At 67.8% G+C, this 24,011-nt stretch carries 23 protein-coding genes; 11 read left to right on the top strand and 12 right to left on the bottom strand.

The window, feature by feature from the left end:
• The first annotated feature begins 23 nt into the window (after positions 1-23).
• Positions 24-1,409, top strand: a complete 1,386-nt coding sequence (locus WG924_RS11580; protein WP_345933182.1) for an MmgE/PrpD family protein — start codon at positions 24-26, stop codon at positions 1,407-1,409.
• A gap of 21 nt (positions 1,410-1,430) precedes the next feature.
• Here the strand turns inward: WG924_RS11580 and WG924_RS11575 are convergent, their stop codons facing one another.
• The 5 genes from WG924_RS11575 to WG924_RS11555 form a co-directional block, all read right to left on the bottom strand.
• The gene (locus WG924_RS11575) at positions 1,431-1,613 is read right to left on the bottom strand and encodes a DoxX family protein (protein WP_372044694.1); all 183 of its coding nucleotides are present in this window, start codon (positions 1,611-1,613) and stop codon (positions 1,431-1,433) included.
• A gap of 306 nt (positions 1,614-1,919) precedes the next feature.
• Positions 1,920-2,705, bottom strand: coding sequence for an enoyl-CoA hydratase/isomerase family protein (locus WG924_RS11570; protein WP_345933181.1), 786 nt, complete (start codon positions 2,703-2,705; stop codon positions 1,920-1,922).
• Positions 2,706-2,749: 44 nt separating this feature from the next.
• Complete coding sequence (locus WG924_RS11565) at positions 2,750-3,916, bottom strand: acyl-CoA dehydrogenase family protein (RefSeq protein ID WP_345933180.1); 1,167 nt, start codon at positions 3,914-3,916, stop codon at positions 2,750-2,752.
• 56 nt (positions 3,917-3,972) lie between these two features.
• On the bottom strand, positions 3,973-4,320 hold the full coding sequence (locus tag WG924_RS11560; RefSeq protein ID WP_345933179.1) for a CoA transferase: 348 nt from the start codon (positions 4,318-4,320) through the stop codon (positions 3,973-3,975).
• Positions 4,298-4,561, bottom strand: coding sequence for a hypothetical protein (locus tag WG924_RS11555; RefSeq protein ID WP_345933178.1), 264 nt, complete (start codon positions 4,559-4,561; stop codon positions 4,298-4,300). Before WG924_RS11555 ends, WG924_RS11560 begins: the two co-directional genes overlap by 23 nt.
• Positions 4,562-4,758: 197 nt before the next feature.
• On the opposite strand from WG924_RS11555, the gene WG924_RS11550 reads away from it, so the two are divergent.
• From WG924_RS11550 to WG924_RS11540, 3 genes are read left to right on the top strand one after another with little or no spacing between them, the layout of a single operon-like run.
• Positions 4,759-6,210 carry a 3-oxoacyl-[acyl-carrier-protein] synthase III C-terminal domain-containing protein gene (locus WG924_RS11550; protein ID WP_345933177.1) on the top strand — a complete coding sequence of 484 codons (1,452 nt, stop codon included), beginning with the start codon at positions 4,759-4,761 and terminating at the stop codon, positions 6,208-6,210.
• Positions 6,211-6,241: 31 nt separating this feature from the next.
• A complete protein-coding gene (locus tag WG924_RS11545) occupies positions 6,242-7,444 on the top strand; it encodes an acetyl-CoA acetyltransferase (protein ID WP_345933175.1) in 1,203 nt (400 codons plus the stop codon).
• On the top strand, positions 7,441-8,601 hold the full coding sequence (locus WG924_RS11540; protein ID WP_345933174.1) for an acyl-CoA dehydrogenase family protein: 1,161 nt from the start codon (positions 7,441-7,443) through the stop codon (positions 8,599-8,601). Before WG924_RS11545 ends, WG924_RS11540 begins: the two co-directional genes overlap by 4 nt.
• A gap of 491 nt (positions 8,602-9,092) precedes the next feature.
• On the opposite strand, the gene WG924_RS11535 is transcribed toward WG924_RS11540, so the two are convergent.
• The 3 genes from WG924_RS11535 to dctP all read right to left on the bottom strand — a co-directional run bounded on the left by WG924_RS11535 (position 9,093) and on the right by dctP (position 12,131).
• Positions 9,093-10,433: a TRAP transporter large permease gene (locus WG924_RS11535; RefSeq protein ID WP_345933173.1), complete on the bottom strand. Its 1,341-nt coding sequence runs from the start codon at positions 10,431-10,433 to the stop codon at positions 9,093-9,095.
• Positions 10,434-10,439: 6 nt separating this feature from the next.
• Positions 10,440-10,973: a TRAP transporter small permease gene (locus WG924_RS11530; RefSeq protein ID WP_345933172.1), complete on the bottom strand. Its 534-nt coding sequence runs from the start codon at positions 10,971-10,973 to the stop codon at positions 10,440-10,442.
• 93 nt (positions 10,974-11,066) lie between these two features.
• Positions 11,067-12,131, bottom strand: a complete 1,065-nt coding sequence (dctP, locus tag WG924_RS11525) for a TRAP transporter substrate-binding protein DctP (RefSeq protein WP_345933171.1) — start codon at positions 12,129-12,131, stop codon at positions 11,067-11,069.
• 321 nt (positions 12,132-12,452) lie between these two features.
• On the opposite strand from dctP, the gene WG924_RS11520 reads away from it, so the two are divergent.
• The 3 genes from WG924_RS11520 to WG924_RS11510 are packed head-to-tail and all read left to right on the top strand — an operon-like array spanning position 12,453 to position 16,326.
• A complete protein-coding gene (locus tag WG924_RS11520; protein WP_345933170.1) occupies positions 12,453-14,030 on the top strand; it encodes an AMP-binding protein in 1,578 nt (525 codons plus the stop codon).
• Positions 14,031-14,059: 29 nt separating this feature from the next.
• Positions 14,060-15,145, top strand: coding sequence for an acyl-CoA dehydrogenase family protein (locus tag WG924_RS11515; RefSeq protein ID WP_345933169.1), 1,086 nt, complete (start codon positions 14,060-14,062; stop codon positions 15,143-15,145).
• Positions 15,142-16,326, top strand: a complete 1,185-nt coding sequence (locus tag WG924_RS11510; protein WP_345933168.1) for an acyl-CoA dehydrogenase family protein — start codon at positions 15,142-15,144, stop codon at positions 16,324-16,326. Before WG924_RS11515 ends, WG924_RS11510 begins: the two co-directional genes overlap by 4 nt.
• A 141-nt stretch (positions 16,327-16,467) precedes the next feature.
• Here WG924_RS11510 and WG924_RS11505 read toward each other — a convergent pair whose 3' ends face one another.
• Complete coding sequence (locus WG924_RS11505; RefSeq protein ID WP_345933167.1) at positions 16,468-18,039, bottom strand: class I adenylate-forming enzyme family protein; 1,572 nt, start codon at positions 18,037-18,039, stop codon at positions 16,468-16,470.
• Positions 18,040-18,161: 122 nt separating this feature from the next.
• Between WG924_RS11505 and WG924_RS11500 the strand changes: the two genes are divergently transcribed.
• The 4 genes from WG924_RS11500 to WG924_RS11485 all read left to right on the top strand — a co-directional run bounded on the left by WG924_RS11500 (position 18,162) and on the right by WG924_RS11485 (position 21,279).
• Entirely contained in the window at positions 18,162-18,917 is a 756-nt protein-coding gene (locus WG924_RS11500) for an SDR family NAD(P)-dependent oxidoreductase (RefSeq protein WP_345933166.1), read from the top strand.
• Between the two features lie 24 nt (positions 18,918-18,941).
• Positions 18,942-19,742, top strand: coding sequence for an enoyl-CoA hydratase/isomerase family protein (locus tag WG924_RS11495; protein WP_345933165.1), 801 nt, complete (start codon positions 18,942-18,944; stop codon positions 19,740-19,742).
• A 73-nt stretch (positions 19,743-19,815) separates the two neighbouring features.
• Positions 19,816-20,580, top strand: coding sequence for an SDR family NAD(P)-dependent oxidoreductase (locus WG924_RS11490; protein ID WP_345933164.1), 765 nt, complete (start codon positions 19,816-19,818; stop codon positions 20,578-20,580).
• A 162-nt stretch (positions 20,581-20,742) separates the two neighbouring features.
• Positions 20,743-21,279, top strand: a complete 537-nt coding sequence (locus WG924_RS11485; RefSeq protein WP_345933163.1) for a MarR family winged helix-turn-helix transcriptional regulator — start codon at positions 20,743-20,745, stop codon at positions 21,277-21,279.
• 19 nt (positions 21,280-21,298) lie between these two features.
• Here WG924_RS11485 and WG924_RS11480 read toward each other — a convergent pair whose 3' ends face one another.
• Genes WG924_RS11480 through WG924_RS11470 form a run of 3 tightly spaced genes read right to left on the bottom strand, consistent with a single transcriptional unit; the run spans position 21,299 to position 23,953 of the window.
• Entirely contained in the window at positions 21,299-22,114 is an 816-nt protein-coding gene (locus tag WG924_RS11480; RefSeq protein ID WP_345933162.1) for an enoyl-CoA hydratase/isomerase family protein, read from the bottom strand.
• A gap of 18 nt (positions 22,115-22,132) precedes the next feature.
• Complete coding sequence (locus WG924_RS11475) at positions 22,133-23,053, bottom strand: SDR family NAD(P)-dependent oxidoreductase (protein ID WP_345933161.1); 921 nt, start codon at positions 23,051-23,053, stop codon at positions 22,133-22,135.
• Between the two features lie 45 nt (positions 23,054-23,098).
• Positions 23,099-23,953, bottom strand: a complete 855-nt coding sequence (locus WG924_RS11470; RefSeq protein WP_345933160.1) for a MaoC/PaaZ C-terminal domain-containing protein — start codon at positions 23,951-23,953, stop codon at positions 23,099-23,101.
• Positions 23,954-24,011 lie beyond the last annotated feature (58 nt).

Below are 24,011 nucleotides of genomic sequence, written 5' to 3'. Positions count from 1 at the left end.
CCCCGGCCTGGAGCCCGGCAGACATGCCGGCTGTAGGCGCATCGGCGCGCATCGCCGAATTCGTGGCGACGTGGCCTGCCGACGCGCTGGACGATGCCGCACTCCATACCGGCCGGCGGGCACTGCTCGACACCTATGCCGCCGCCGTCGCCGGAAGCCGCGAGCCGGCGGCGGCACTGGTGATGCGCTATGCGGGCAGCATGGTCTCGGCCCCGACGGCGATGGTCTGGACATCCGGCCGCGCGCTGTCGATCGAGGCCGCGGCCCTGGTCAACGGCACCATCGGCCATCTGGCCGATTATGACGACGTCACCTCACCCATGCGCGGCCATCCCAGCGTCGTGCTCCTGCCCGCCCTCGCCAGCCTCGCCGCATCCGAGGGATCGACGGTGAGGCAGGTTTTCGCCGCCTTCGCGGTGGGGATGGAGGTCATCGCCCGGCTGGGCAGGGCGGTGGCGGTCGGCCATGTCGGCCGTGGCTGGCATTCAACCCAGACACTGGGCGTGATCGGGGCCGCGGCCGCCTGTTGCCATCTGATCGCGGCGGACCGTGCGACCACGATCTCGGCGCTGGGCCTTGCCGTCGCCCAGGCCGCCGGCACGCGGGCCAATTTCGGCGCCATGGCCAAAGCCTTTCAGGCCGGGCAGGCCGCCGCCGCCGCTCTTCGGGCAACAGGCCTCGCCCGGTTGGGCTTCACCGCCGGCGCCGACGCACTCGACGGCCCCTCGGGCTTCGTCCGGCTCTATTGCGGCGGCGAAGCCCTGGCGCCGGCACTGGCGGATATGGGCCACACCCTGCTGGAGATCCACCGCTCGGGCCTGGACGTGAAGCTGTATCCCAACTGCTATGCCACCCATCGGGCGGTACAGGCAATGCTGTCGCTTCGCCGGGAACACGGGATCGGGCCGGATGACGTGGCGGCGGTCGAGGTCGTCACCAGTGCTGCCGCCCAGGCGCCGCTGGTCTTCGCCCGGCCGCGCACCGGGCTGGAAGGCAAGTTCAGCATGCAGTATGCGATGGCGGCGGCACTGATCGACGGCGCGGTTACGCTTGCGAGCTTCACCGATCGGCAGGTCGCCCGGCCGGCGGTGCAGGCGCTTCTGCCCCGCGTCACCACGACGGAAGCCGACGGCGCGCCGCTGCCACGCTGGGCGCGTGTGACGGTCCGCCTGAGAGCGGGATCCGGTGGTTCGCGGGCGGGAGCCAGTGTCTCGCGAACGGTGGAAACCCTCGACGGCAGTGCTGCCGCCCCGGTGCCGGACCACAGACTGATCGCCAAACTGACCGCGTGCCTGACCCATGCCGGATCGGCCATCGATGGCGAACGGGTCGGCCACGGCCTGCTGTCGCTGAGCCCCGACGCGCGCTTCGCCACCGCGTTTCGGGACGTGCTGTGGCCAAGGCGATAGCGCCGGTACCGCACGCGGCGGTCAGCGTGATTCCGCCGGCGCCGGCTCGTGGCCGCGCTCGACCCACGCGTCGATGCTGAGCGAACCCGGGCCGGCGGCTGCGATATACAGGAAGAAGAAGCAGTACAGCATGGCCGCTTCGCCATGATTGAGAACGGGACAGAACCCCTGCGGGCTGTGAACGATGACATAGGCGAAGGCCATCAGACCCGACAACAGGAACGCGACCGGGCGCGCGATCGACAGGCCGAGGCCGATACCGCCGGTCTGCCGGTTCCGCGACGTTTCCAGCCGGACGAAGGGCGGCCAGGCTTCTTCGCCAAAGACGGGTCATTCGAACGTCGTTGTGATCGTCGACAACGACGACATGCGTTGCGTCCTGCATTGCCCAAAACCTCTTTTGGGCAGTCTACGCCGGTGCCGGATTGTCTCCACCGAAACAATGCCCTCGCGGCTCGATGGCAGGACACGGGCACGGGCACGGGCACGGGCACGGGCACGGGCGATCCCTCATCTGCCGGTGAAGACAGGCGTCCGTTTTTCCCTGAAGGCCGCTCTGAATTCAAGATGGTCGCTGGACATGATCGTCAGGCCCTCATGGGCCAGCGACATTTCGAATATGGCCCGTCCCGTGGCGTCGATATGGGCATTGATCGCCCGTTTGGTCCATTTGAGCGCGAGAGGCGCGTTGGCCCGCAGCATCGAGACGATGCGCGCGGTTTCGCGGTCGAGACCGTCTTTGGCGACGACGCGGGTGATCAGCCCCAGGCGTTCCGCTTCCGTGGCCCGCATCATGTCGCCGGTCAGCAGATAGTATTTCGCCTTCATGACCCCGCAGATCAGCGGCCAGATCAACGCGCCGCCATCCCCGGCGACCAGCCCTGCCCGGACATGGGGATCGGCCAGCCGGGCATCCTCGGTGGCGACCACGACATCTGACAGAAGCGCGATGGTGGCGCCCAGGCCGATGGCGTCGCCGTTCATCCGGCAGACGATCGGCCGGTCGCAATCCAGCATGCCGAACACGATCCGGCGGGCATCTTCGGCCTCGGCGGCGAAGTCCCCCGCATCCGGAGGAGCCGCCGACATATCGCCGCCGGCACTGAAGGCCCGGCCGGCACCGGTGAGGACGATCACGCGGATACCGGCCGCGGTGGCGCCATGGCCGATCGCCTCCCCCAGTTCGCGGTGCATGACCCGGTCGAACGCGTTCAACCGCTCCGGACGGTTCAGGGTCAGGGTGAGGATCTCGTCGCGCAGATCGGCCTGGATGGTGGTCCAGGTGGGTGTGGTCATGGTCGCTCTCCCGGCAGGCTGGTCCCGGTATCAGGCCGGGCCGTTCAATAGGATTTCGGCAGGTCCAGCACCTTCTCGGCGATGAACGACAGGATCAGTTGCTCGGTCACCGGCGCGATGCGCGGCAGGATCGATTCGCGGAACAGCCGCTCGACCTGATATTCCCGGGCATAACCCATCCCGCCATGCGTGAGCACCGCCCGGGTCGAGGCGTCGAACGCGGCCCGCCCGCCCAGGAACTTGGCGGCGTTGGCCTCGGCACCGCAGGGCTTGCCGGCATCGTAGAGCGACGCCGCCCGCATGCAGGTCCACCACGCGGATTCAAGCTGGATCCAGCATTCGGCCAAGGGGTGCTGGATGCCCTGATTCTGTCCGATCGGCCGGCCGAAGACCACCCGCTCACGCGCATAGCGGGCCGCCCGTGCCAGGGCATCGCGGCCAAGGCCGATGGATTCCGCCGCGACCAGGATGCGCTCGGGATTGAGACTGTCGAGCAGGTAGTGGAAGCCGCGCCCTTCCTCGCCGATCCGGTCTTCTTCCCGCACGAACAGATCGTCGATGAAGACCGCGTTCGAATCGACCGCGTTCCGTCCCAGCTTGTGGATGCGCCGGACCTCGATCCGGGACCGGTCGAGATCGGTGAAGAACAGCGACAGCCCGTCGGTTGGCCGGCGGCACGCGTCCTTGGGCGTGGTGCGGGCCAGGATCAGGATCTTCGAGGCGACCTGTGCGGTCGAGGTCCAGATCTTGCGGCCGGTGATGCGATAGCCGCCGGGGGCCCGTTTCGCGAAGGTCGTGATACTGGTCGTGTCGAGGCCGGCATCCGGCTCGGTCACGCCGAAACAGGCCTTTTCCTCGCCCCGGATCAGCGGCGTCAGAAAGCGCTGCTTCTGCTCAGGGGTGCCGTGGACGACGATGGCATGAGGTCCGAACAGGTTGATGTGAATGGCGGAGGCCGCCGAATATCCGCCGCCGCTCGACGATGCGGCCTGCATCATGATCGCCGCTTCCGTCACCCCCAGCCCGGCGCCGCCCAGATCTTCAGGCATGGTGATGCCAAGAAAACCCGCCCCCGCCATCGCCTGATAGTATTCCTCAGGGAAGCGTAGCTCGGTCTCGCATGCCGTCCAGTACTCATCGGTAAAATTACCACAGATCTTGCGCACGGCGGCATCGATCGCGGCCTGTTCTTCCGTCAGGGCCATGTCCATTGATATCCTCCCGAAGTTTTTCGCAGATAGTCCGACAGCCTCGATCCCCGGCCGTCTCAATCGCTGGCCACCGCCGGCAAGCGGTCCATGAGGTCATCCAGATCGATCGGCCTGCCCGCCGACGGACGCGCCGCCGGAAAGGCCGGGAAACGTGGCGCCGGAGCGGGATAGCGCGCGCCGTCGTCGTCATAGAAGGCCGCCCGCGCCTGGTGGTGCGGATGATCCGGCACCTCGTCGAGTTCCAGCACCGGCGCGAAACAGGCATCGCCGCCATCCAGCAGCGCGCACCATGCATCGCGGTCACGGGTGGCGAACACGCGGGCGAAGGCGGCCTTCAATTCGGGCCACCATGCCGGATCGTCGCGATGCGCGAAGCCCGCGTCATCGATGCCGAGCCGCCGCAACAGCTCGGCTGTGGAACCGGGGTTCCAGCGGGCCGATCGCGACGTATCTGCCGTCGGCGCACCGATAGGTGTCGTAGAACGGCGCGCCGTCATCGAGCAGGTCGGTGCCCGGCCGATGGCCTTCGATCAGCACATCCGCGCGCAGCATCGCCGCGAACGGTGCCGGGCCGATGCCGGCGAATTCCACCACACGCAGACCGCTGAGCGGCCCGCCAACAGCCGTTGTCGGATCCGGGTTCACCCCGCATTTCCTTCCAGTCATGCAACCGCCTCTGGCCGGGGACAACCGCCGCCCGGCCCGGTTCGTTCGTGTTTTATGGTGGCAGCGCCGATCTGGAAATGCTAGCTAATAGTTCGCTAGTGTACTTATATTGAACGGACCGGAGCGGCCGGCCGGCACGACGGGCGTCAGGCCCGCACATATCCCGGGAGGACAAGATGACCTTCGGCATCACCGCGTTCGGGGCCTATGTCCCACGCCTCAGGCTGTCGCGACAGGCGATCGCCACGGCTCACCGGTGGATGACCGGCGGACCGCCCAGGGCGACAGGACACCGGGCCTTCTGTAGCTGGGACGAGGACAGCGTCACCATGGCGGTCGAGGCTGCCAGAGATGCCCTCGCCGGCGCCGCCGGCCGCCATGCGGTGGTCTCGTCGCTGACCCTCGCATCGACCACCCTGCCCTATGCGGATTTCTCGAATGCCGGGCAGGTCGCCGCGGCGCTGGACCTGGACCCGTCGATCCGCGCCGACGACCGCACCGGCTCTCAACGGGCGGCGACCACCGCGCTGATCGACGCGTTCACCCAGGCACGGGACGGCACGCTGATCGTCGCCGCCGACCGCCCGCGCGCGCAGCCGGCAAGCCCGCTGGAACAGATCTGCGGCGCGGGGGCCGCCTCGGTGATCCTTGGCGGCGGCGATGTGATCGCCCGCCTTGTGGGCGCCGCGAGCGTCAATGCCACCTTCGCCGATCATTTCCGCCCCGCGGACCTGCCCTATGACTATGTCTGGGAGGAGCGCTGGATCCGCGACGAAGGGTTCGGAAAGATCGTGCCGCAGGCGGTCGCCGCCGCCCTCGCCTCGGCCGGGCTCACCATCGGGGATATCCGGTATTTCGTCATGCCCTCGACGATCCGTGGCGCGGCGGTATCGGTCGCGCGGACCCTGGGCTTCAAGGGCGAGATCGCCGATGCGCTCGACGCGGATTGCGGCCATACCGGCACCGCCCATGCCCTGCTGATGCTGGGGGCGGTGCTTGAGGTGGCGGCGGCGGGAGACCGGATCCTGCTGGTGGGTTTCGGCCAGGGTGCCGACGCCCTGGTGCTGGAAGCGAGCGGCCGGACGCCGGCAATGGCCGGCGCTCGCGGCGTCGCGGCCGTTCTGGCGGACCGGCTGGCGACCGACGACTATCTGCGCATGCTGTCGTTCTATGGCGGGATCCGCCTGGACTGGGGCATGCGCGGCGAAAAGAACGACAAGCCGGCGCTGACGGAGGCCTATCGCACGTCCCGGCAGCTCGCGGCTTTCAAGGCCGGCCATTGCCCGGCCTGCGGGGCCGTGCAGTTCCCGCAGCTCGCCTATTGCGTGACCCCCGGCTGCGGCGCCTCCGCCCGGGATTTCGGGCAGGTATCGCTCGCCGACGTGCCCGCGGACCTCATGACCTTCACGGCCGACTGGCTGTCATACCATCCGTCACCGCCGCTCCATGTCGGCTTCGTCCAGTTCAACAACGGAGCGCGACTGATGATGGAGGTGGTGGACGTGCCCGTGGGTGCGCTTGAGGTGGGCATGGCGCTGCGCATGGTCTGCCGGATCAAGCAGACCGACACCGCCCGGGGATTCCGGCGCTATTTCTGGAAGGCGACACCGGTCGCCCTTCCTGGTTGAGATCAGCCGACAGAGTTCGAAAGGGGAAGATATGGCCACCGGCATCAAGGACAAAGTCGCCATCATCGGGATGGGCTGTTCTAAATTCGGCGAGCGCTGGGACGTCGGAACCGACGGCCTTCTCGCCGAGGCGTTCGACGAGGCCCTTGCCGATGCGGGCATCGAGAAGAACCGTATCGAGGCCGCATGGTTCGGCTCGTGCATCGATCAGGTGAACGTCGGCAACTCGGCCATCCCAGCCTCGATGGCCCTGCGCCTGGACGGCATCCCGGTCTCGCGGGTGGAGAACATGTGCGCGACCGGCACCGAGGCGCTGCGCGGGGCCGCCTATGCGGTCGCCTCGGGTGCCGTCGACATCGCGCTCGCCGTCGGTGCTGAAAAGCTCAAGGATACTGGCTATGGCGGCCTGCCGCCGCCGTATAAGGGCACCTTCAACGACCTCTGGCTGCCGATGGGCTCGGCCCCGGCGGGCTTCGCCCAGCTTGCCGCCGGCTATCGCGCGCGGCACGGCATCTCGAAAGAGGATTTGAAGCGCGGCATCGCCCATGTGTCGTGGAAGAGCCATCAGAACGGCGTGCTCAGCCCCAAGGCGCATCTGCGCAAGGCGGTGACGATGGAGGCCATCCTTCAGGCACCCATGATCGCCGAGCCTCTGGGCCTGTTCGATTGCTGCGGCGTCAGCGACGGGGCCGCGGCCGCGATCGTCACCACGCCCGAGATCGCGCGCGCCCTCGGCCACCGCGACATGGTCACCATCAAGGCCATCCAGCTCGCGATCAGTTCAGGCGTCGAGACCGCGACCAGCGGCTGGGATGGCAGCCACGTCCGCAACACCCGCGTCGCGGCCCGCCGGGCCTATCAGGAGGCCGGCATCACCGACCCGCGCCGGCAGCTCGGCCTGATGGAAGTGCATGACTGCTTCTCGATCACCGAACTGGTGACCATGGAGGATCTGTTCATTTCCGAGGATGGCCGCGCGGTCCACGACGTGCTCGACGGCTTCTACGACCGCGAGGGTGGCGGCGTGCCCTGCCAGGTGGATGGCGGGCTCAAATGCTTCGGCCACCCCATCGGCGCCTCGGGCCTGCGGATGGCCTATGAGAACTACAATCAACTGCTCGGCCGCGCCGGCCCCCGGCAATTGTCCGCCCCGGCATTCGGACTGTCCCACAATCTGGGGGGCGTTCCCTATCAAGGCATCGCCGCCATCTCGATCCTGGGGCTCCACGCATGACCGCCGCGCGAAGCCTGTTCTCTCCGGAGCACGACCAGTTCCGGGCCTCGGTGCGGCGGTTCGTCGAAACGGAACTCGTGCCGCATCATGCCGCATGGGAAGCCGCCAAGATCGTCCCGCGCGCGGTGTGGCGACGCGCCGGCGAGATGGGCATGCTCTGCTGCAACCTGCCCGAGGCCTATGGCGGCGCCGGGGCCGACTGGCTCTATAACGTCGTCGTCATCGAGGAACTGGCCCGCGCCGGCCTGTCCGGCCCGGGCTTCATGGTCCATTCCGAAATGGTGGCGCCCTATATCCTCGCCTGGGGCAGCGAGGAGGTGAAACGCCACTGGCTGCCGCGCATGGCGCGGGGCGAGGCGATCGGCGCCATCGGCATAACGGAACCCGGCGCCGGCAGCGATGCCAAGAACATCCGCCTCCGGGCGCGGCGCGACGGCGACCATTATGTGCTCGACGGCCAGAAGGTGTACATATCCAACGGTCAGAACGCCGATCTGGTCGTGACCGCCTGCAAGACCGATCCCGAGGCCGGGGCGAAAGGCGTCAGCCTGATCGTGGTGCCGACCGACACAGCCGGTTTCCAGCGCGGCCGCAATCTCGACAAGATCGGCCTGAAGGCACAGGACACCTCGGAACTGTTCTATGCCGATGTGCGGGTGCCGGTCGCCAACCGGCTCGGCGACGAGAACCGCGGCTTCGCGATGATGATGACCAAGCTCGCCCAGGAACGTCTGACCCAGGCGATCCGCAGCATCGTCGTCGCCGAACGCGCGATCCGCTGGACGGTCGATTACACGCGGGAACGGAAGGCCTTCGGCGGCACCATCGCCGACTTCCAGAACACGCAGTTCGTGCTGGCGGCGCTCGACGCCGAGGTGACCGGCGTCCGGGTCTTCGTCGACTGGTGCATCGCCCGCTTCGTCGCCGGCGATCTGGACCCGGTCGATGCCGCCAAGGTGAAGCTGCTGGCGACCGATCTGCACTGCAAGACCGTCGACCAGTGCCTGCAATTTTTTGGCGGCTATGGCTATATGGAGGAATATCCGATCGCCCGCGCCTATGTCGATGCGCGCATCACCCGGATCGCCGGCGGCGCCGCCGAGGTGATGAAGCAGATCATCGGCCGCGACCTGTTCACGCGGGAGGACCGGTCGTGACAGACGGCACGCCAGACGCCGTCCCGGACCGGATTCCGCCCTTGAGCCTGCCCACCGCCAACCGCCGGCGCTGGCAGCTTCCTGGTGCGCAACATCTATCTCTCGGTCGACCCGGCCCAGCGCGGCTGGGCCGGCCGGGGCCGGGAGACGTCGTCCTGGTGTCCACCGCCGCGGGCGCGGTCGGCAGTCTGGTCGGCCACATCCTGGGCTGCACAACCCTTGGCCTTACCGGCACAGCGAAGGCCGGCTGGTCATCGACTATGACATCCTGCCCGGCATCGAGGCCGCCCCCGGCGCGTTGACCCTGCTCTATGGCGGGCACAATCGCGGCAAGGTGCTGATCCAGCTCTCCTGAGACATCGACTTTCCGCCATGGCCACCCGGCGCCTCCCCCGGAATGGCACGCGGATGAACGCCCCGCGGGTTTGTCCTGCGGGGCGTCTTTTTTGTCGGGGCGTTGCGTTACGGGACCGGGAGCCGGCCAGCCGGTGTCAGAGCGCCTGACCCAGCCAGAGCGACAGCACCGGGAAGGCGAGCAGCAGCCCCAGCACGACGATGTCCATCAGGAAGAACGGCATCACACCGGCAAAGACCTTGTCGATCGCGACCTTGGGTTGCGTGACGCTGGCCAGCACGAAGACGTTCAGGCCCACCGGTGGCGTGATCAGCCCCATCTCCAGCAGCTTGACCAGGATCACGCCGAACCAGATCAGATCGAAGCCGTTCTGTTCGATCAGCGGCAGGACGAAGGGCAGGGTCAGCAGCAGGATGCCAAGCGGATCCAGAAACATGCCGAGCACCAGATAGACCGCGGCCACCCCCAGCAGCAGCAGGACCGGCCCGGGATCGGCGACCTGAACCAGATCGACCATCACATGGGCGATGCCGGTCAGCGACACGAAGGACACGAAGATCTTCGCCGCCCCCGCGATCAGAAAGATCGCCGCCGTCTGGCTGGCGGTTTCGGCGAGCGCCGCGACGAAACCGGCCATGGTGATGCGGCGGGTGGCGAAGGCGATCACGGTTCCGGTCACGAAGCTGACGGCGGCCGCCTCGGTGGCGGTGAAGACGCCGCCATAGATGCCGCCGATGATGATCACGAAAATGGTGACGGCCGGCCAGGCGTGGCGCATGGCCCGGCCACGCGCCGACAGGTCGAACCGCTCGGTCGCCGCCGGCGCATGATGGGGCCGCAATCTGGTCCAGATACCGATCACCACCCAATAGCCGACCAGCGAGATGATGCCCGGCACGACCCCCGCCATGAACAGTCTGGCGACCGACTGCTCGGCGAACAGACCATAGAGGATGAACAGGATACCGGGCGGGATCAGCGATCCCAGCGTGCCCGCCGCCGCGACCGAGCCGGTGGCGAGCCGCTGGTCATAGCCATAGCGGAGCATCTCGGGAACCGCGACCCGGCCCATCGTGGCGGCGCAGGCGAGGCTGGAGCCAGAGATCGCCGCGAATCCGCCGCACCCCAGAACCGACGCCATCGCGAGCCCGCCTGGAACCCGGCCGAGCCAGACCCGGGCGGCGAAATAGATGTCGCTGGTGATCCCCGCCCGGAAACAGACATGGCCAAGCGCCACGAACATCGGGATCGCGGTCAGTTCATAGCTGTGAAACAGTTCGAACAGCGATCCCGAGGCCAGCGTCATCGCCGGCGTGACCGCCATCGCGAAGCGCGGCGCGCCGCCACCCGCCAGGGCGAAGAACAGGAAGATGCAGACCAGGGCGACGGCGCCCAGCGCGAAGGCGATCGGCACCCTGAGGGCGATGAGCACCAGCGAGAGGCCGAGACCGGCGAGGCCGAGAAGGTAGGGATCCATCAGCGATCACCCCTCGTGTCCGGCATCGGCCGGCACGGTTTCGTCGACCCCGGCGATCAGGCCGGCGAGTTGCAGGCACAGCCGGGCCGCCAGCGCCAGAAGCCCGAGCAGGAACGCCGTCCGCACCGGCCATTCCGGCAGTTTGAGTTCGCCGAAATAGAAGCTGTTCGACGCATGGAGCGCGGCGACATCCTCGGCGACCCAGATCACCAGCGGCACCGCCATGACCAGCCCGGCCACGAGGGCGAGGCCGTGACAGAGGCGCTGCCATCGCGGTGCCATGTGCCGGTAGAGGAGATCGATCGCGATATGGCCGTTGCGACCGGTGACCCAGCCAAGGCCGCAGGCGATCGACACCACCATGAGCTGGCGGACGATGATGACATTGTCGGGAATCCGGAAGATCGGCAGCCAGCGCCCGACAATCTCGATCAGGATCAGCGCCGCGATCATGACGAGGGCCGTCGACGCGACGACGAGCAGACAACGTTCGACACCGCCGAGCACACGGTGCCCGGCGGAGATCACATTCTGGACCATAGGGAAAAGGCCTTTCCGGGCCACGATCGGATGGAAGCCGTCGGCGAGAGCGTAACCCGATCAGGTGGTTCCACCTGATCGGGATCGGATACTCTAGCGCTGAAGGGCTTCAAGATGGGCTGCGAGCCGGGCGCGATAGTCCGCGAGCAAGGCGGCACCGTCTATTCCCCGCGCAGCAGCATCCTTCACGAAGGCGTCGAGGAAAGGTTGGCTGGCCTGGTCGATCCTGGCCCGATCGGCGTCGTTGAAGCGATGGACGGTGATGACGTGGCCATCGATACCCGTCTCCATTCGGGCGATCACGTCCTGGTTGCGTGCGCGTGTTGCGGCAGCGATCTCTCCGGTCAGCTCACGCCCGAGCCGGAGGATCATCTCCTGGTCGCCGGGGGTGAGGCGCTGGAAGTCGCGCTTGCCGAAGAACATGCCATTGGCCTGGATCGTCCCGCCATCGATCACGGTAAAACTGGTTCCGACCTCGTAGAGCTTGTACGCCTCGGCGATATAGCCATAGGCCTGGGAACAGTCGATCATGCCCGAGCCAAGTGCCTGATAGGCTTCCGACAGTGGAACCATGGCCGGGACGGCGCCGAGCGCCGCATAGATCTGGCTCCAGTTGCCGACGGCACGCACCTTCTTGCCGGCGAAGTCGTCGGCCGACACGATATCCACGTTGTTGCACATCATCTGGATCGGCCCGAGGCTGTAATTCGCCACATAGACGACCCCGAGACGGTCGAATTCCGCCTGCAGGACCGGATTGGTGGTCGCGAGATCGTAAAGTGCAAGCGCGCCCGCCACCTCGTGCGGATTGTCGACCGGCAGATCGCCGACGCGATACGCGAACAGGTCGTTGGGCGTGTAGTCGGCGGTGATGGTGCCAAACGACGCCACACCATTACGCAGGCCTTCCAGCGTCTTGGTTCCCGGAAGCAGCGACTGCGCCCAATAGCGTTCGATTTTGATGCGACCATCCGATCCGGTTTCGATCCGCTTCAGAAAGTCCTCGACTATCTCGGCACGAATGCCGCGATTCGGGCTGTAATCTGTATATCTGAGCGTGGTCTGCGCCGAAGCCACCGTGATACTTGCAGCCATCGCGACAGTAGTCACCGCGATGGCGGTCGGCAGGATGGCCCTGACGTAGAAGGCGCTGGTCATGTGGTAGTCCCCCCTGGGTTTTTTTGTGCCCCGACCGATCGGCATGGGAGATGCTCGCTGAGCGGTTCTCCGATGACCTCGGTCGGCACTTTCTCATCGATCGGATAAGCGATGCGCGCCCGATGGCGGATGGTGGATGGCATCTCCGTCAACGAAATTGATATGCTAGTATATTATATTATAGACTATCATATGCCGGAGGCGGCGCAAGCCGTTTGTCTCCTCGTCGACTCACTAGTAACCTTGCATACTATATGTTATAAATCGATCAGCGGCACAGAGACCGTATCGGGATGGAACCGGCCGAAAAGGGCAGCAAAGATGCAGTACGGACTAAGAGACTGGGCGCTTCGCGAGCCGGGGCGGCCGGCGCTTGAATTCGACGAGGGCCCGGTCTCCTATGGCGACCTCGAAGCGCTCGCCAACCGCTATGCCCAGCTGTTCCGCCATCACGGTCTGGCCCGGGGCGACCATGTCGCCGCCATCCTGGGCAACACGGCCGATTCCATCGCCCTCGTCTGGGCGGCCTACCGCTGCGGGCTCTATTATACCCCGGTGGCCAACACCTTCTCGGCCAGCGAAATCGCCTATGTCGTCGACAATTGCGATGCGCGCATGGTTCTGGCGGACGCCCGCTATGCCGACACCACGGCGGCGCTGGCAACGATGCCCGACCAGGGCCGGCAGCCCCCCCTCGGCCGGCAGCCCCCCCACCCCCGGCAACACTATGCCATCGGGGACATCGCGGGCTTCGCCCCCGTCGGGCCGGCCCTGGCGGCGATGCCGACGACGCCGGTGGCAGACGAGACCCCCGGCGCGCTGATGATGTATTCCTCGGGCACGACCGGCGCCCCCAAGGGCATCTGGCGACCGCTGTGGACATGTGAGGAAGCCGGCGACGGCCCGCCGGTTTTCGCGCGCGATCTGATCCAGATCTTCGGCCTGACCTCCGAACTGCGTTATCTCTCGCCCGCGCCGCTCTATCACGCGGCGCCGCTCCGCTGGTCGCTGGCCATCACCGCGGCCGGCGGCACCGCCGTCATCATGCGCAAATTCGATGCCGAACACGCGCTGCACCTGATCGAAACCCGCGGCATCACCATGTCGCAATGGGTGCCGACCATGTTCCGGCGCCTGCTCGATCTGCCCGCCGCGCGCCGGGCGGCCTTCCACGCCCCCTGGCACCGCACCGCCATCCACGCCGCCGCCCCCTGCTCGCCCGATCTGAAGCGGGCGATGATCGACTGGTGGGGGCCGATCCTGACCGAATACTATTCCGGCACCGAAAGTGTGGGCCTGACCTGCCTCGATACCGCCGAATGGCTGCGCAAGCCCGGATCGGTGGGGCGCGCGGTCAAAGGTGTGCTCCATGTCCTCGACGACGACGATCGGGAACTGCCCCCGGGCGGGACCGGGCGGGTGTTCTTCAGCGGCATCAGCGCCTTTCAATACTACAAGGATCCGGTGAAGACCGCGGGCCAGACCAGCCGCCAGGGCTTCCAGACCCTGGGCGAGATCGGCCGGGTCGATGATGACGGCTATCTGTTCCTCGCCGACCGTCAGGGCGATCTGATCATCTCAGGGGGAGTGAACGTCTATCCCCAGGAAATCGAATACGCGATCGAGGAACTGCCGCTGGTCGCGGAATGCGCGGTGGCGGCCAAACCGCACGCCGACTATGGCGAAACCCCGATCGCCTTCGTGGTGCCATCGCAGGCGGTGACCGATGAGGCCGCCTTCATCGATGCGGTCGCGGATTTCTGCCGGAACCGGCTCGGCCGGACCAAGCAGCCACGCGAGATCCGCGTGGTCGACCGTCTGCCGCGCTCCGACATCGGCAAACTGCTGCGCCGGGTGCTGCGTGACCAGCTTCGTGCCGAGCCCGACGGCGGATCGTGACCCCCTCCTTCATCTCTTCAGGTGCCCGGATGTTTCTGCCCAACCAGACGGAAGATCATCGCCTGATGGCCGCCACGCTGGAACGCGTGATGGCGGCGACAGGCGGCGCGAACATCCCCGGCCGTCTGGCGGCATGGCCGGCGCTGCTGGAGGCGGGGGCGCCGGCCATGGCCTTCGGCGATGCCCATGGCGGATGCGGCGGCGGCCCGGCCGATCTCGCCGCCATGCAGGTGGCGCTGGCACGTTTCCTGCCGGTCGAGCCGCTGCTCACCGCCGCCGTCACCTGCGGCCGTATCCTGGCGGCGGCAGGCGCCACCGATGCGATCGATGCGGTGCTCGACGGGCGGATGATCCCGGTTCTTGCCCATACCGAAGGCTTCGATCCCTGGCAGCCGCCACGGCTGGCCGTCACCGCCACGCCCGATGGCTGGCGGCTGACCGGTCGCAAGCCCGCTGTCCGCCATGGCGATGTGGCAAGCCATGTCCTCGTCACCGGCCGGGACGCCACAGCCGGCACGGTGATCCTGCTCTGCCCGATGACGACGCCGGGGATAGGCCAGACGGCGCTGCGGCTGATCGACGGCGCCGGTGCCGCCGACCTCGTCTTCGCGGACACGTCGCTGCCGGCCTCGGCGGCTCTGCTTCAGGGCGCCGCCGCCGATGCCGCCATCCGCGACGCCCTCGACTGGACCCTGGCCGGTCTGGCGGTCGAGGCGGCGGCGCTGGCCAGGGCCACCACCGACGCGACCTTTGCCTATCTGGCGATCCGCGAACAGTTCGGGCGGCCGCTTGCCACCTTCCAGGCGCTTCAGCACCGGGCGGCGGATATGGAGATCGCCGCCACCGAGGCGGCCGCCATGGCCGCCGCCGCGATCGCGGCGCTCGACCTGCCTCCGGGCTCCGACCGGGAACAGACGATCCTCGCGGCCAGCCTCGCCACCGACACCGACGCCCGGCACTGCGTGCATGAGGCGGTTCAACTGCATGGCGGCATGGGGGTGAGCGACGAGCTTGTCGTCAGCCATTATCTCCGCCGTATCGCCGCCATCCGCGGTCAGGCCGGCAGCCATGATGCCCGGGCCGCCCGGCTGATCGACCTGGAGGCCCTGGCATGACCACCGACGAACTCCGAACCTTCCGCGCCGAGGTCAGCGCCTTTGTCCATGATGCATTGCCGGCCGATATCGCGGCCACGGTCGCGCGGGGCCGCGCGCCGGGCAAATCCGACCATGTCCGCTGGCAGAAGATCCTGCATGAGCGGGGCTGGCTGACCGGCGCCTGGCCCGAGGCCTGGGGCGGCGGCGGCTGGGAGCCGGCCCGCCAGCTTGCCTTCCTGCAGGAAAGCGCGCTGGCCGGCGCCCCGATGATCATTCCCTATGGCGTCAACATGGTCGGGCCGGTGATCCAGGTCTTCGGGTCGCCCGCCCAGAAGGCGCGGCACATTCCGGGCATCGTCACCTCCGACGTCTGGTGGTGTCAGGGCTATTCCGAGCCCGGCGCCGGATCGGATCTGGCGGCCCTTGGAACGCGGGCCGTGCGCGAGGGGGATGTCTACCGGGTCAACGGCACCAAGATGTGGACCACCGAGGCCCATTGGGCGGATTGGATGCACTGCCTGGTGCGGACATCCGATGGCGGCCGGCAGCAGGACGGGATCAGCTTTCTGCTGATCGACATGACCACCCCCGGCATCACGATCCGCCCGATCATCACCATCGATGGCCAGCATCACACCAACCAGATCTTCTTCGACGACGTGATCGTGCCGGCGGCCAATCTGGTCGGAGAAGAAGGCCGGGGCTGGGCGATCGCGAAATTCCTGCTTGGCCATGAGCGCATGTCGATCGCGGATACCGGCCCCAAACTGCGGCTGATGCAGCGCATCCGCGCCATGAACGCGGCCATCCAGGCCGACCCGGCGGTTCCGGCCGGCCTGCGCGCGCGGCTTGCCGACCGGGTCGCCGGCCTGTCGGTCCGCCTGCGGACCCTGGTCGCGCTTGAGGCATGGCTGGTTGCGGCCTGGGCCGATGGCCGGCCGGTCGGCGCCGATGGATCGATGCTGAAGATCCGTGGCACAGAGGTGCTCCAGGCCATGACCGAGGTCGCCCTCGATCTATCCGGCCCCTATGGCGCCGTGCATGACCCGGCCATGCTGCACGATGCGCCGGACCTGCCGCAAACCGCCGCCCATGAGGCATCGGCCATGGCCCATCACTACCTCTATGGCCGGTGCTGGTCCATCTTCGGCGGCACCAACGAGATCCAGCGCAACATCATCGCCAAAACCGTCCTCTGACGGTTTCGGCCCACCCGGCACCACGGCCGGTCACCCCCCTCTGCCCGGCCGCTGGGCCCGCCGCCCCATCACCACCAGACCGGTGGCGATGGGGCGGCGTCGTCTGACGCAGGCGCCTTGGCTGCCGGCAGGCTCAGGCCGTCATGCGCGGGATCTTAGCATATCGCGGACCGTGGCCCGCTGGATCTTGCCCGATGCCGTGCGGGGCAGAGCCTCGACCACCACCACGGCGCGCGGGCATTTATAGCCGGCCAGCCGGTGGCGGGCGAAGTCTCGAAGCTGGTCGAGATCGGGGCCGGCCCCGCCGCCGGCCGGCTCCACCACCGCCGTCACCCGTTCCCCCCAGACCGGATCCGGCACACCCACCACGGCAACCGCCGCGACCGACGGATGATCGATGATCACGTCCTCCACCTCGATCGGATAGACGTTCTCGCCGCCGGTGATGATCATGTCCTTCAGCCGGTCGGTCAGATACAGATAGCCGTCCGCGTCGACATAGCCGCCATCGCCGGTCCGGAACCAGCCATCCACGATCGCCTCCGCCGTGTCCTCGGGCCGGTTGGCATAACCGGCCATGAGCATGTCGCTGCGGATCCAGATCTCACCATGCTCGCCCGGCGGGCAGACGGCGCCATCCGGCCGCCGGATCTCGCAGGCGACCCCCGCGAGCGGACGACCGACCGAGCGCATCAGATGCGGCCGTGCCGGATCGTGCTCCGCCGGCCCCAGCGCATGGGTCGAACAGGCCTCGGTCATGCCATAGAACTGGGTGAAGCCGCAGCCGAAGGCGGCAATCCCCTCGTTCAACAGGGTGGAGCCGACAGGCGAGGCTCCGTAATAGAGCCCGGCGAGCCTTGGGGCCGGCGCGCCGGTCCGACGAATGTCGTCGAGCACCATCCGGATCACGGTCGGCACCATGAATATCCGTGTCACGGCGTGGCGGTTACACAGGGCGATCAGGCTGGCCGGCGACGGATCGGCGGTGTGGATCATCGTGGCGCCGACCGCGAGCCCCATCATCATGAAGCCGATGCCGGCCATGTGGAAATTGGGCATGGCCGACAGGCCTGTATCGTCGCGCCGCCAGTCATCCCATTGCGGCGAGGCGTCATAGGCCGACTGGAAGGCGCTGACCGCGCCATGTTTGAACAGTACCCCCTTGGGCCGCCCGGTCGTGCCGCTGGTATAGATCCGCAGCAGCGGGTCGTCATAGTGCCGGGGCGCCTCGACCAGACGTCCCGCCGGGCCGTGCAGCGCCGCCGCCAGGCTTGACCCGGCTTCGGCCGTGGTCGGCAGCAGGGCCGGCCGCGATGCCTGGCCGTCGAGCGCCTTCGCCACCAGATCAGCGAAATCCGGATCATGGATCAGAAGCGCGGGCCGCGCGTCGTCGAGCACATAGGCAAGCTCGGCCACCGCATAGCGCCAGTTGAGGCTCGCCAGCACGAAACCGCCACGCGCGCAGGCGAACAGGGCCTGATAGAACAGGTCGCTGTTCCGGCCGAAATAGGCGATGACGGTCCCCGGCTCGAACCCCTCCGCCTGCCATCGGGCGGCCAGCCGCCGGCTGCCGTCTTCGAGCGCGCGAAAGCTGGTCTCGCGGCCATCGAAGACGATGGCCGGCTTGTCCGGCGTGTCGGCGGCGAAGCGCGCCGGCAGATCGGCGATCCACGCCACCGCTGTCCGGTCGATCGGTGGGCCACTCACGCGCATGAAGATCCTCCCCCTCGGATGGTGGTTGTTCCATCTGTCTATTGTTATCGTATTTTAGATATGCAAGCTTACTATAAGCTATTGTAGCAAACAACCGGGAGGACAGCCGGATGCGGGGGCGAATGCAGATGCAGGGCCGACAGGTGCTGATCACCGGGGCCGCGTCGGGGATGGGCCGCGCCGGCGCGCTGGCCTTCGCCCGCGAAGGCGCCCGGCTCGCCCTGGTCGATATCGACGGCCCCGGCGTCGAGGCCCTCGCGGCCGGGATATGCGATCAGGGCGGCCACGCCGTGGCCATCCAGCGCGATCTGTCCGATCCGGCGCGGGTCCGTGGCCTGGTGGCCGAGGCCGCCGGATCGCTCGGCGGGCTGAACGTGCTTTGGAACCATGCCGGCATCAACGGTCCCGCCTTCGAGTCCCTCGACCTTGCCGGTTACGACACGATGATGGCCATCAATCTGACCGCCACGGTCGTGACCTGCGGCGAGGCGGTGCCGCTGATGCGGGCGGCCGGCGGCGGCGCCATTCTGCTCACCTCCTCGGTCGCCGGTCTGGTGGGGTCGATCCAGAACCCGCTGTATTCGGCCGCCAAATCCGCCCTGGTCGGCCTCGCGAAATCCCTCGCGATCCGCTATGCGCCCGACGGCATCCGCGTCAACGCGATCTGCCCGGGACCGGTCGACTCGCCCATGCTCCGCGCGCTGACCGAAGGCGAGCGCGGCCGGGAGATCGGCGCCCGGCTGCTCGCCTCCATTCCCATGGGCCGACTGGGGCGGCCTGAGGAAATCGCCGAGGCGGCCCTGTGGCTCGCCTCGGACGCGGCATCCTTCGTGACCGGCGTGGCCCTGCCGGTCGATGGCGGCGTCACCGCCCGCTGATCCCGCCGCCAACGGAGGCTCTCCATGGCTGAAGACACGGTTGCCACGGATCTGTCCGACGGCGTCATGACCGTCACCATCCGTCGCCCGGCAAAACACAATGCCATCGATCTCACCATCGCCGACGGCCTGTTCCGCGCCGTCGAGTGCTTCGCGGCCGACCCGGCATCGCGGGTCATGGCGATCAGATCCGAGGGCCGATTTTTCTCGGCCGGCGCCGATCTCGACAGCCCGTTGTTTCCCGATCCCGATCTCGCCGGCCCGGCCGCGTTCCGGCGCTGGTATCGGGGCGGCCGCGGCAGCCTGCATCCGCTGTTCGACATGATCGAGGCGGTGGAAAAGCCGGTCGTCGTGATCCATCAGGGCCCCTGCCTGGGCGGCGGGCTTGAATTGTCGCTCGCCTGCGACTTCCGGATCGCCGGCCGTGCCGCGCGTTATGGCCTGCCCGAGATCGCCCTGGGCGGCCTGCCGGGATCGGGCGGCATCAGTCGCCTCACCCGCATCGTCGGGCCGCACTGGGCGCGCTGGCTGGTGATCGCCAACATGCAGATGGATGCGGATCAGGCGCTCGCCGCCGGCCTCGTCCATGACGTCCACGACGACGACCGGCTGGACGAGGCGGCGATGCGCTTCTGCAGGCATCTCGCCACCCTTCCCGCCGAAGCGGTCGCCGCCGGCAAGCTCGCGATCGAACTCGCCACGGATCTCGATCGCGCGCAGGGCCGCAATGTCGAGCGACTGGCCGTCAGCAGCCTGGTCATGGGTCCGGAATACCGCGAGAGCATCGCCGCCGTCCGGGCGCGGCTGGCATCCCGCCGCCCCTGAACCCGCCACCCATTGCCGGGCACGCCCACCCATTGCCGGGCACGCCCTTCCTTTCCGTCAACAGGATCGCCCCATGACGCCTTCACACCGGAAATCCGTGCTCGTCGCCGGCGGCACGGGTGGCATCGGCCATGCCGTCTGTACGGCCCTTGCGGCCGATGGCTTCGACGTCGCCTTCACCTATGGCCGCAACCACGACGGCGCCGAAACGCTTGCCGCCGAACTGGCCGCGGCCGGTGCCCGCCATGTCTACCGCGCCGTCCCGCTGGAGGATGCCGCGGCCGTCGCCGCCTTCGCCGATCATGTGGCCGATATCCTCGGCCGTATCGATGCCGTGGTCTATGCCGCTGGCCCCAATCTCAGCCTCAAGCCGATTTCGGCGCTCGCCCCGGCCGAATGGTCGCATGTGATCGATGTCGACGTGAAGGGCGCCTTCCATCTGGTGGCGGCCACCCTGCCGCATCTGCGCCGTCAGCCATCCTCGGCAATGGTGGCGATCACCACCGCCGCCGTGGCGCGCGTGCCCAAGGCCGACATCCTGTCGGCGGCACCGAAATCCGCGATCGAGACGCTGTTCCGGGGCATCGCCAAGGAAGAGGGCCGCAACGGTATCCGCGCCAATTGTGTCGGCCCGGGCTGGATCGACGGCGGCATGGGTCGCCGCGTGGTGGCGGCGCAGTTCACGCCCGCCAAGCTCGACCGGCTTCTGGCCGGCACGCCGCTGGGCCGCATGGGCACGCCCCGGGACGTCGCCGCGGCGGCGGCCTTCCTGCTCTCGGACGCGGCCGGCTATATCACGGGACAGAGCCTGGCGGTGGATGGCGGGCTTCAGCTTTGACCTCATGCTTCGTCGTCCGGCGATCGCCAACTTGCCGGCCGGCGGGATGTGGCGATCGCCGCTGATGTGGTAAGCTTGTGATCGATATGCATGGCCTCGGACTCCCCGGTGACAATGGGCACAGCGCGGGGCGTGGCCTTGTCTTCCATCCCGGAGTCACGAATGAAGCGTAAGCAGGCACAGCCGCAGGCCCCGTCCGAAACCGTCGCCCCACCGCCCCCGGGCCTGGTGGGGCCGCATGAATTCAGGATCGGTTTCTATGTGCACGACGTCTCGCGGATGCGACGGACCCTGTTCGACGCGGAGATGAAGCCGCTCGGCATCACCCGCTCGCAATGGTGGGTGATGGCCCAGCTCTCGCGCAGTCTCTCGCATGGCCAGGACGGCATGCTGCAGACCGATCTCGCGCGGATCCTGGATGTCGGCAAGGTCACCGTCGGCGGCCTGATCGACCGGCTGGAAGCGGGCGGCTTCGTCAAGCGTCTGCCCGACGGCCGGGATCGCCGCGCCAAGCGGGTGATCATCACGGAGCGCGGCTATGAGATCCTGGAGGCCATGACCTCGATCGGCCGGCAACTGAACATCAGCATCCTGAAGGGCATCTCCCCCGACGACATCGCCACCGCCGAGGCGGTTCTGGCGCAGATGAAGGAGAATCTGCGCCAGTTGATCGATCCGGAGGCCGGCGGGGTCGATTGAGCCCCGCCGGCCGCCGCAGTCACCGGGCCGACGGGAAGCGGGCCGGCCGTTTTTCGAGGAAGGCCGAAACACCTTCCTCGAAATCCGCGGTGGCGACGCTGTCTGCGATCGCATCGCGTTCCCGGGCAAGCTGCGCTGAAAGCGTCGCATCCATCGCCGCATCCAGCAGCCGTCTGGTACGGGCGATGGCGTCACGCGGTGCGCGGGCGAAGCCGGCCGCCGCGGCCGCCACCTCGTCATCGAAGGCGGCACCCGGCACGATCCGGTCGACCAGCCCCAGAGCCAGCGCCTCTGGCGCCGCCACTGTCGCCGCCGTCAGGGCCAGGCGCCGGGCGACCCGCCAGCCAACGACACGCGGCAGCAGCCAGGTGACGCCGCCATCAGGTGTCAGCCCGATGGCGCGATGGGCGAAGATGAGCCGCGCCGTCTCGTCGGCGACGACCAGATCGGCCGCCAGCACGAAGGCGAGCCCCGCCCCGGCCACCGGGCCACGCAGGGCCGCCACCACCGGCCGGTCGACCTGGAGCAGCGCCTCCACCATCGCCGCCGCGTCATCCAGCCGGGCCCGGAACCCGGCCTGCCGTTCGGCCACCGGCTCGGCGAGCGCGCGGCGGAAGCCCGCCACGTCGCCGCCGGCCGAAAACACCCCGCCCGCGCCGCCGAAGACGATGCAGCGCACCCGGTCATCCGCGCGCGCGGCGACGAGGATCCGGGTGAGCGGCACCGTCATCTCGCGGGAGATCGCGTTGCGGGCACCCGGACGATCGAAGGTGATACGGAGCACGCCGTCGTCCAGCGACGACGACAAGCCCGGGGCTTCGGTGATCGGGCTCATGGGCATAGATCCCTTTCGTCAGATCGGATCCCAGCGGAACACGTCGGGCGAGGTGTCGACAGACACCATGCTGCCGCGCAGCGCCGGCAGCGCCGTTTCGATCGTCGTCTCGGGCGTCCAGCCTTCGGACACCTGAACCGTGCGGATCGGGCGCGGCTGACTGAACAGCATCAGCTCGTTATTGCGCGCGCCGAAGATCTGACCGTTGATATCGGCGGCCGCATCAGACATCAGCGCCACGGCCAGCGGCGCGATCTTGTCGGGGGTCATCCGGCGGACCACCTCCAGCCGCTTGCGGTTGCGTTCGTCGTTCTGCGGAATGGTGCCCACCATGCGGGTGAAGGCGAAGGGCGCGATGCAGTTGGACCGCACGTTGAAGCGCTGCATGTCGAGGGCGATGATCTTCGACAGGCCGGCGACGCCCAGCTTGGCGGCGCCGTAATTCGCCTGACCGATATTGCCGATCAGACCGCTGGTCGAGGTCATGTGGACATAGCAGCCGCTCTGCTGTTCCTTGAAGAAGGATGCGGCCGCCCGCGAGACATAGAAATAGCCGTCGAGGTCGACCCGGGCGACGATGTCCCAGTCGTCCTTGGTCATCTTGTGGAAGATGCGGTCGCGCAGAATGCCGGCATTGTTCACCACCACGTCGATCCGGCCGAAGCTGTCGACCGCCCGCTGCACCATGGCCTGCGCGTCGTCCCAGTCGGCAATGTTGCCGGTGTCGGCGACGGCCTCGCCGCCGGCGGCATTGATCTCGCCCGCCACGATGCGCGCCGGCCCGGTATCGTTGCCGTCGCCGCTGGGGGAGCCGCCCAGATCGTTCACGACCACCTTGGCGCCGCGGCTGGCCGCGAGTTTGGCGATGTATGATCCGATGCCGCCGCCGGCACCGGTCACGAGCACGACCTTGCCCGCGAGAAGCGTGTTGTCGGTCATTCTGTCATGTCCTTGAGAGGGGGAAGGAAGGCCAGAGGCATGTCGTCAGCCCGTGATCGCGGCATGACCGCGATCCAGAACCACGACGTCGCGTTCCTTCGACCGGCAGCGGAAGCGCACCCCGCCGTCGTCCTGGTCGAAGATTTCGGTGATGATGGTCTCGCCGGGGAAGACCGGCTTGCTGAACCGGACGGCCATCGCGGTCAGACGGGCGGGATCATTGCCGGCCCGCGCCCGCAGCAATGCCCGCGTGGCAATGCCCATGGTGCACAATCCATGCAGGATCGGGCGGTCGAAGCCGGCGGCGCGTGCCGGGGCCGGATCGACATGGATGGGGTTGTAGTCACCGCTCAGCCGATAGATCAGCGCCTGTTGCGGCAGGGTCGAAAGGTCGACCACCGCGTCGGGCGTGCCGTCGGGCAGGGGCGCCGGCGCGGCGGGCGGTGTGCCGAAGCCGCCCGATCCGCCATCGCCGCGCAGGAACAGCACGCTGCGGACGGTGGCGACCAGATCACCAGCCCCGTCGCGCAGGTGCTTGACCTGATGGAGAAGGGCGCCCTTGCCCGCCCCCTTGTCCTCGACCGCCTCGATCTTATAATCGCCATGCACGACGCCCGCGACGGGGATCGGCTTGTGGATCTGGAAGCTCTGCTCGCCGTGCAGAATGCGCACCCAGTCGATCCCGAATTCCGGCCGTTTCGCCCAGAAGCCCGGATGGGCCAGGATGACGCAGATCGACGGAACCGCCTTCAGCCCATCCTCATAGACGAAGGGCAGCTCGGCCGGGTCGAGAGGATCGGCGCCGAAACCAAGGCCCAGGGCATAGAGGATCGTGTCCCTGAAATCGAACCGATGCTCGACCGGCGCGAAGCGGTGGTCCCTCACCTTCGCCAGATGCATATGACACTCCCGTCAGACGGACCGCCAGGATAGCGGTTCATTTGTATATGATACATAA

It is taken from the genome of Tistrella arctica, from assembly GCF_039630945.1.
Lineage (GTDB): Bacteria > Pseudomonadota > Alphaproteobacteria > Tistrellales > Tistrellaceae > Tistrella > Tistrella bauzanensis.
This window is presented reverse-complemented; position numbering and strand designations above follow the sequence as displayed.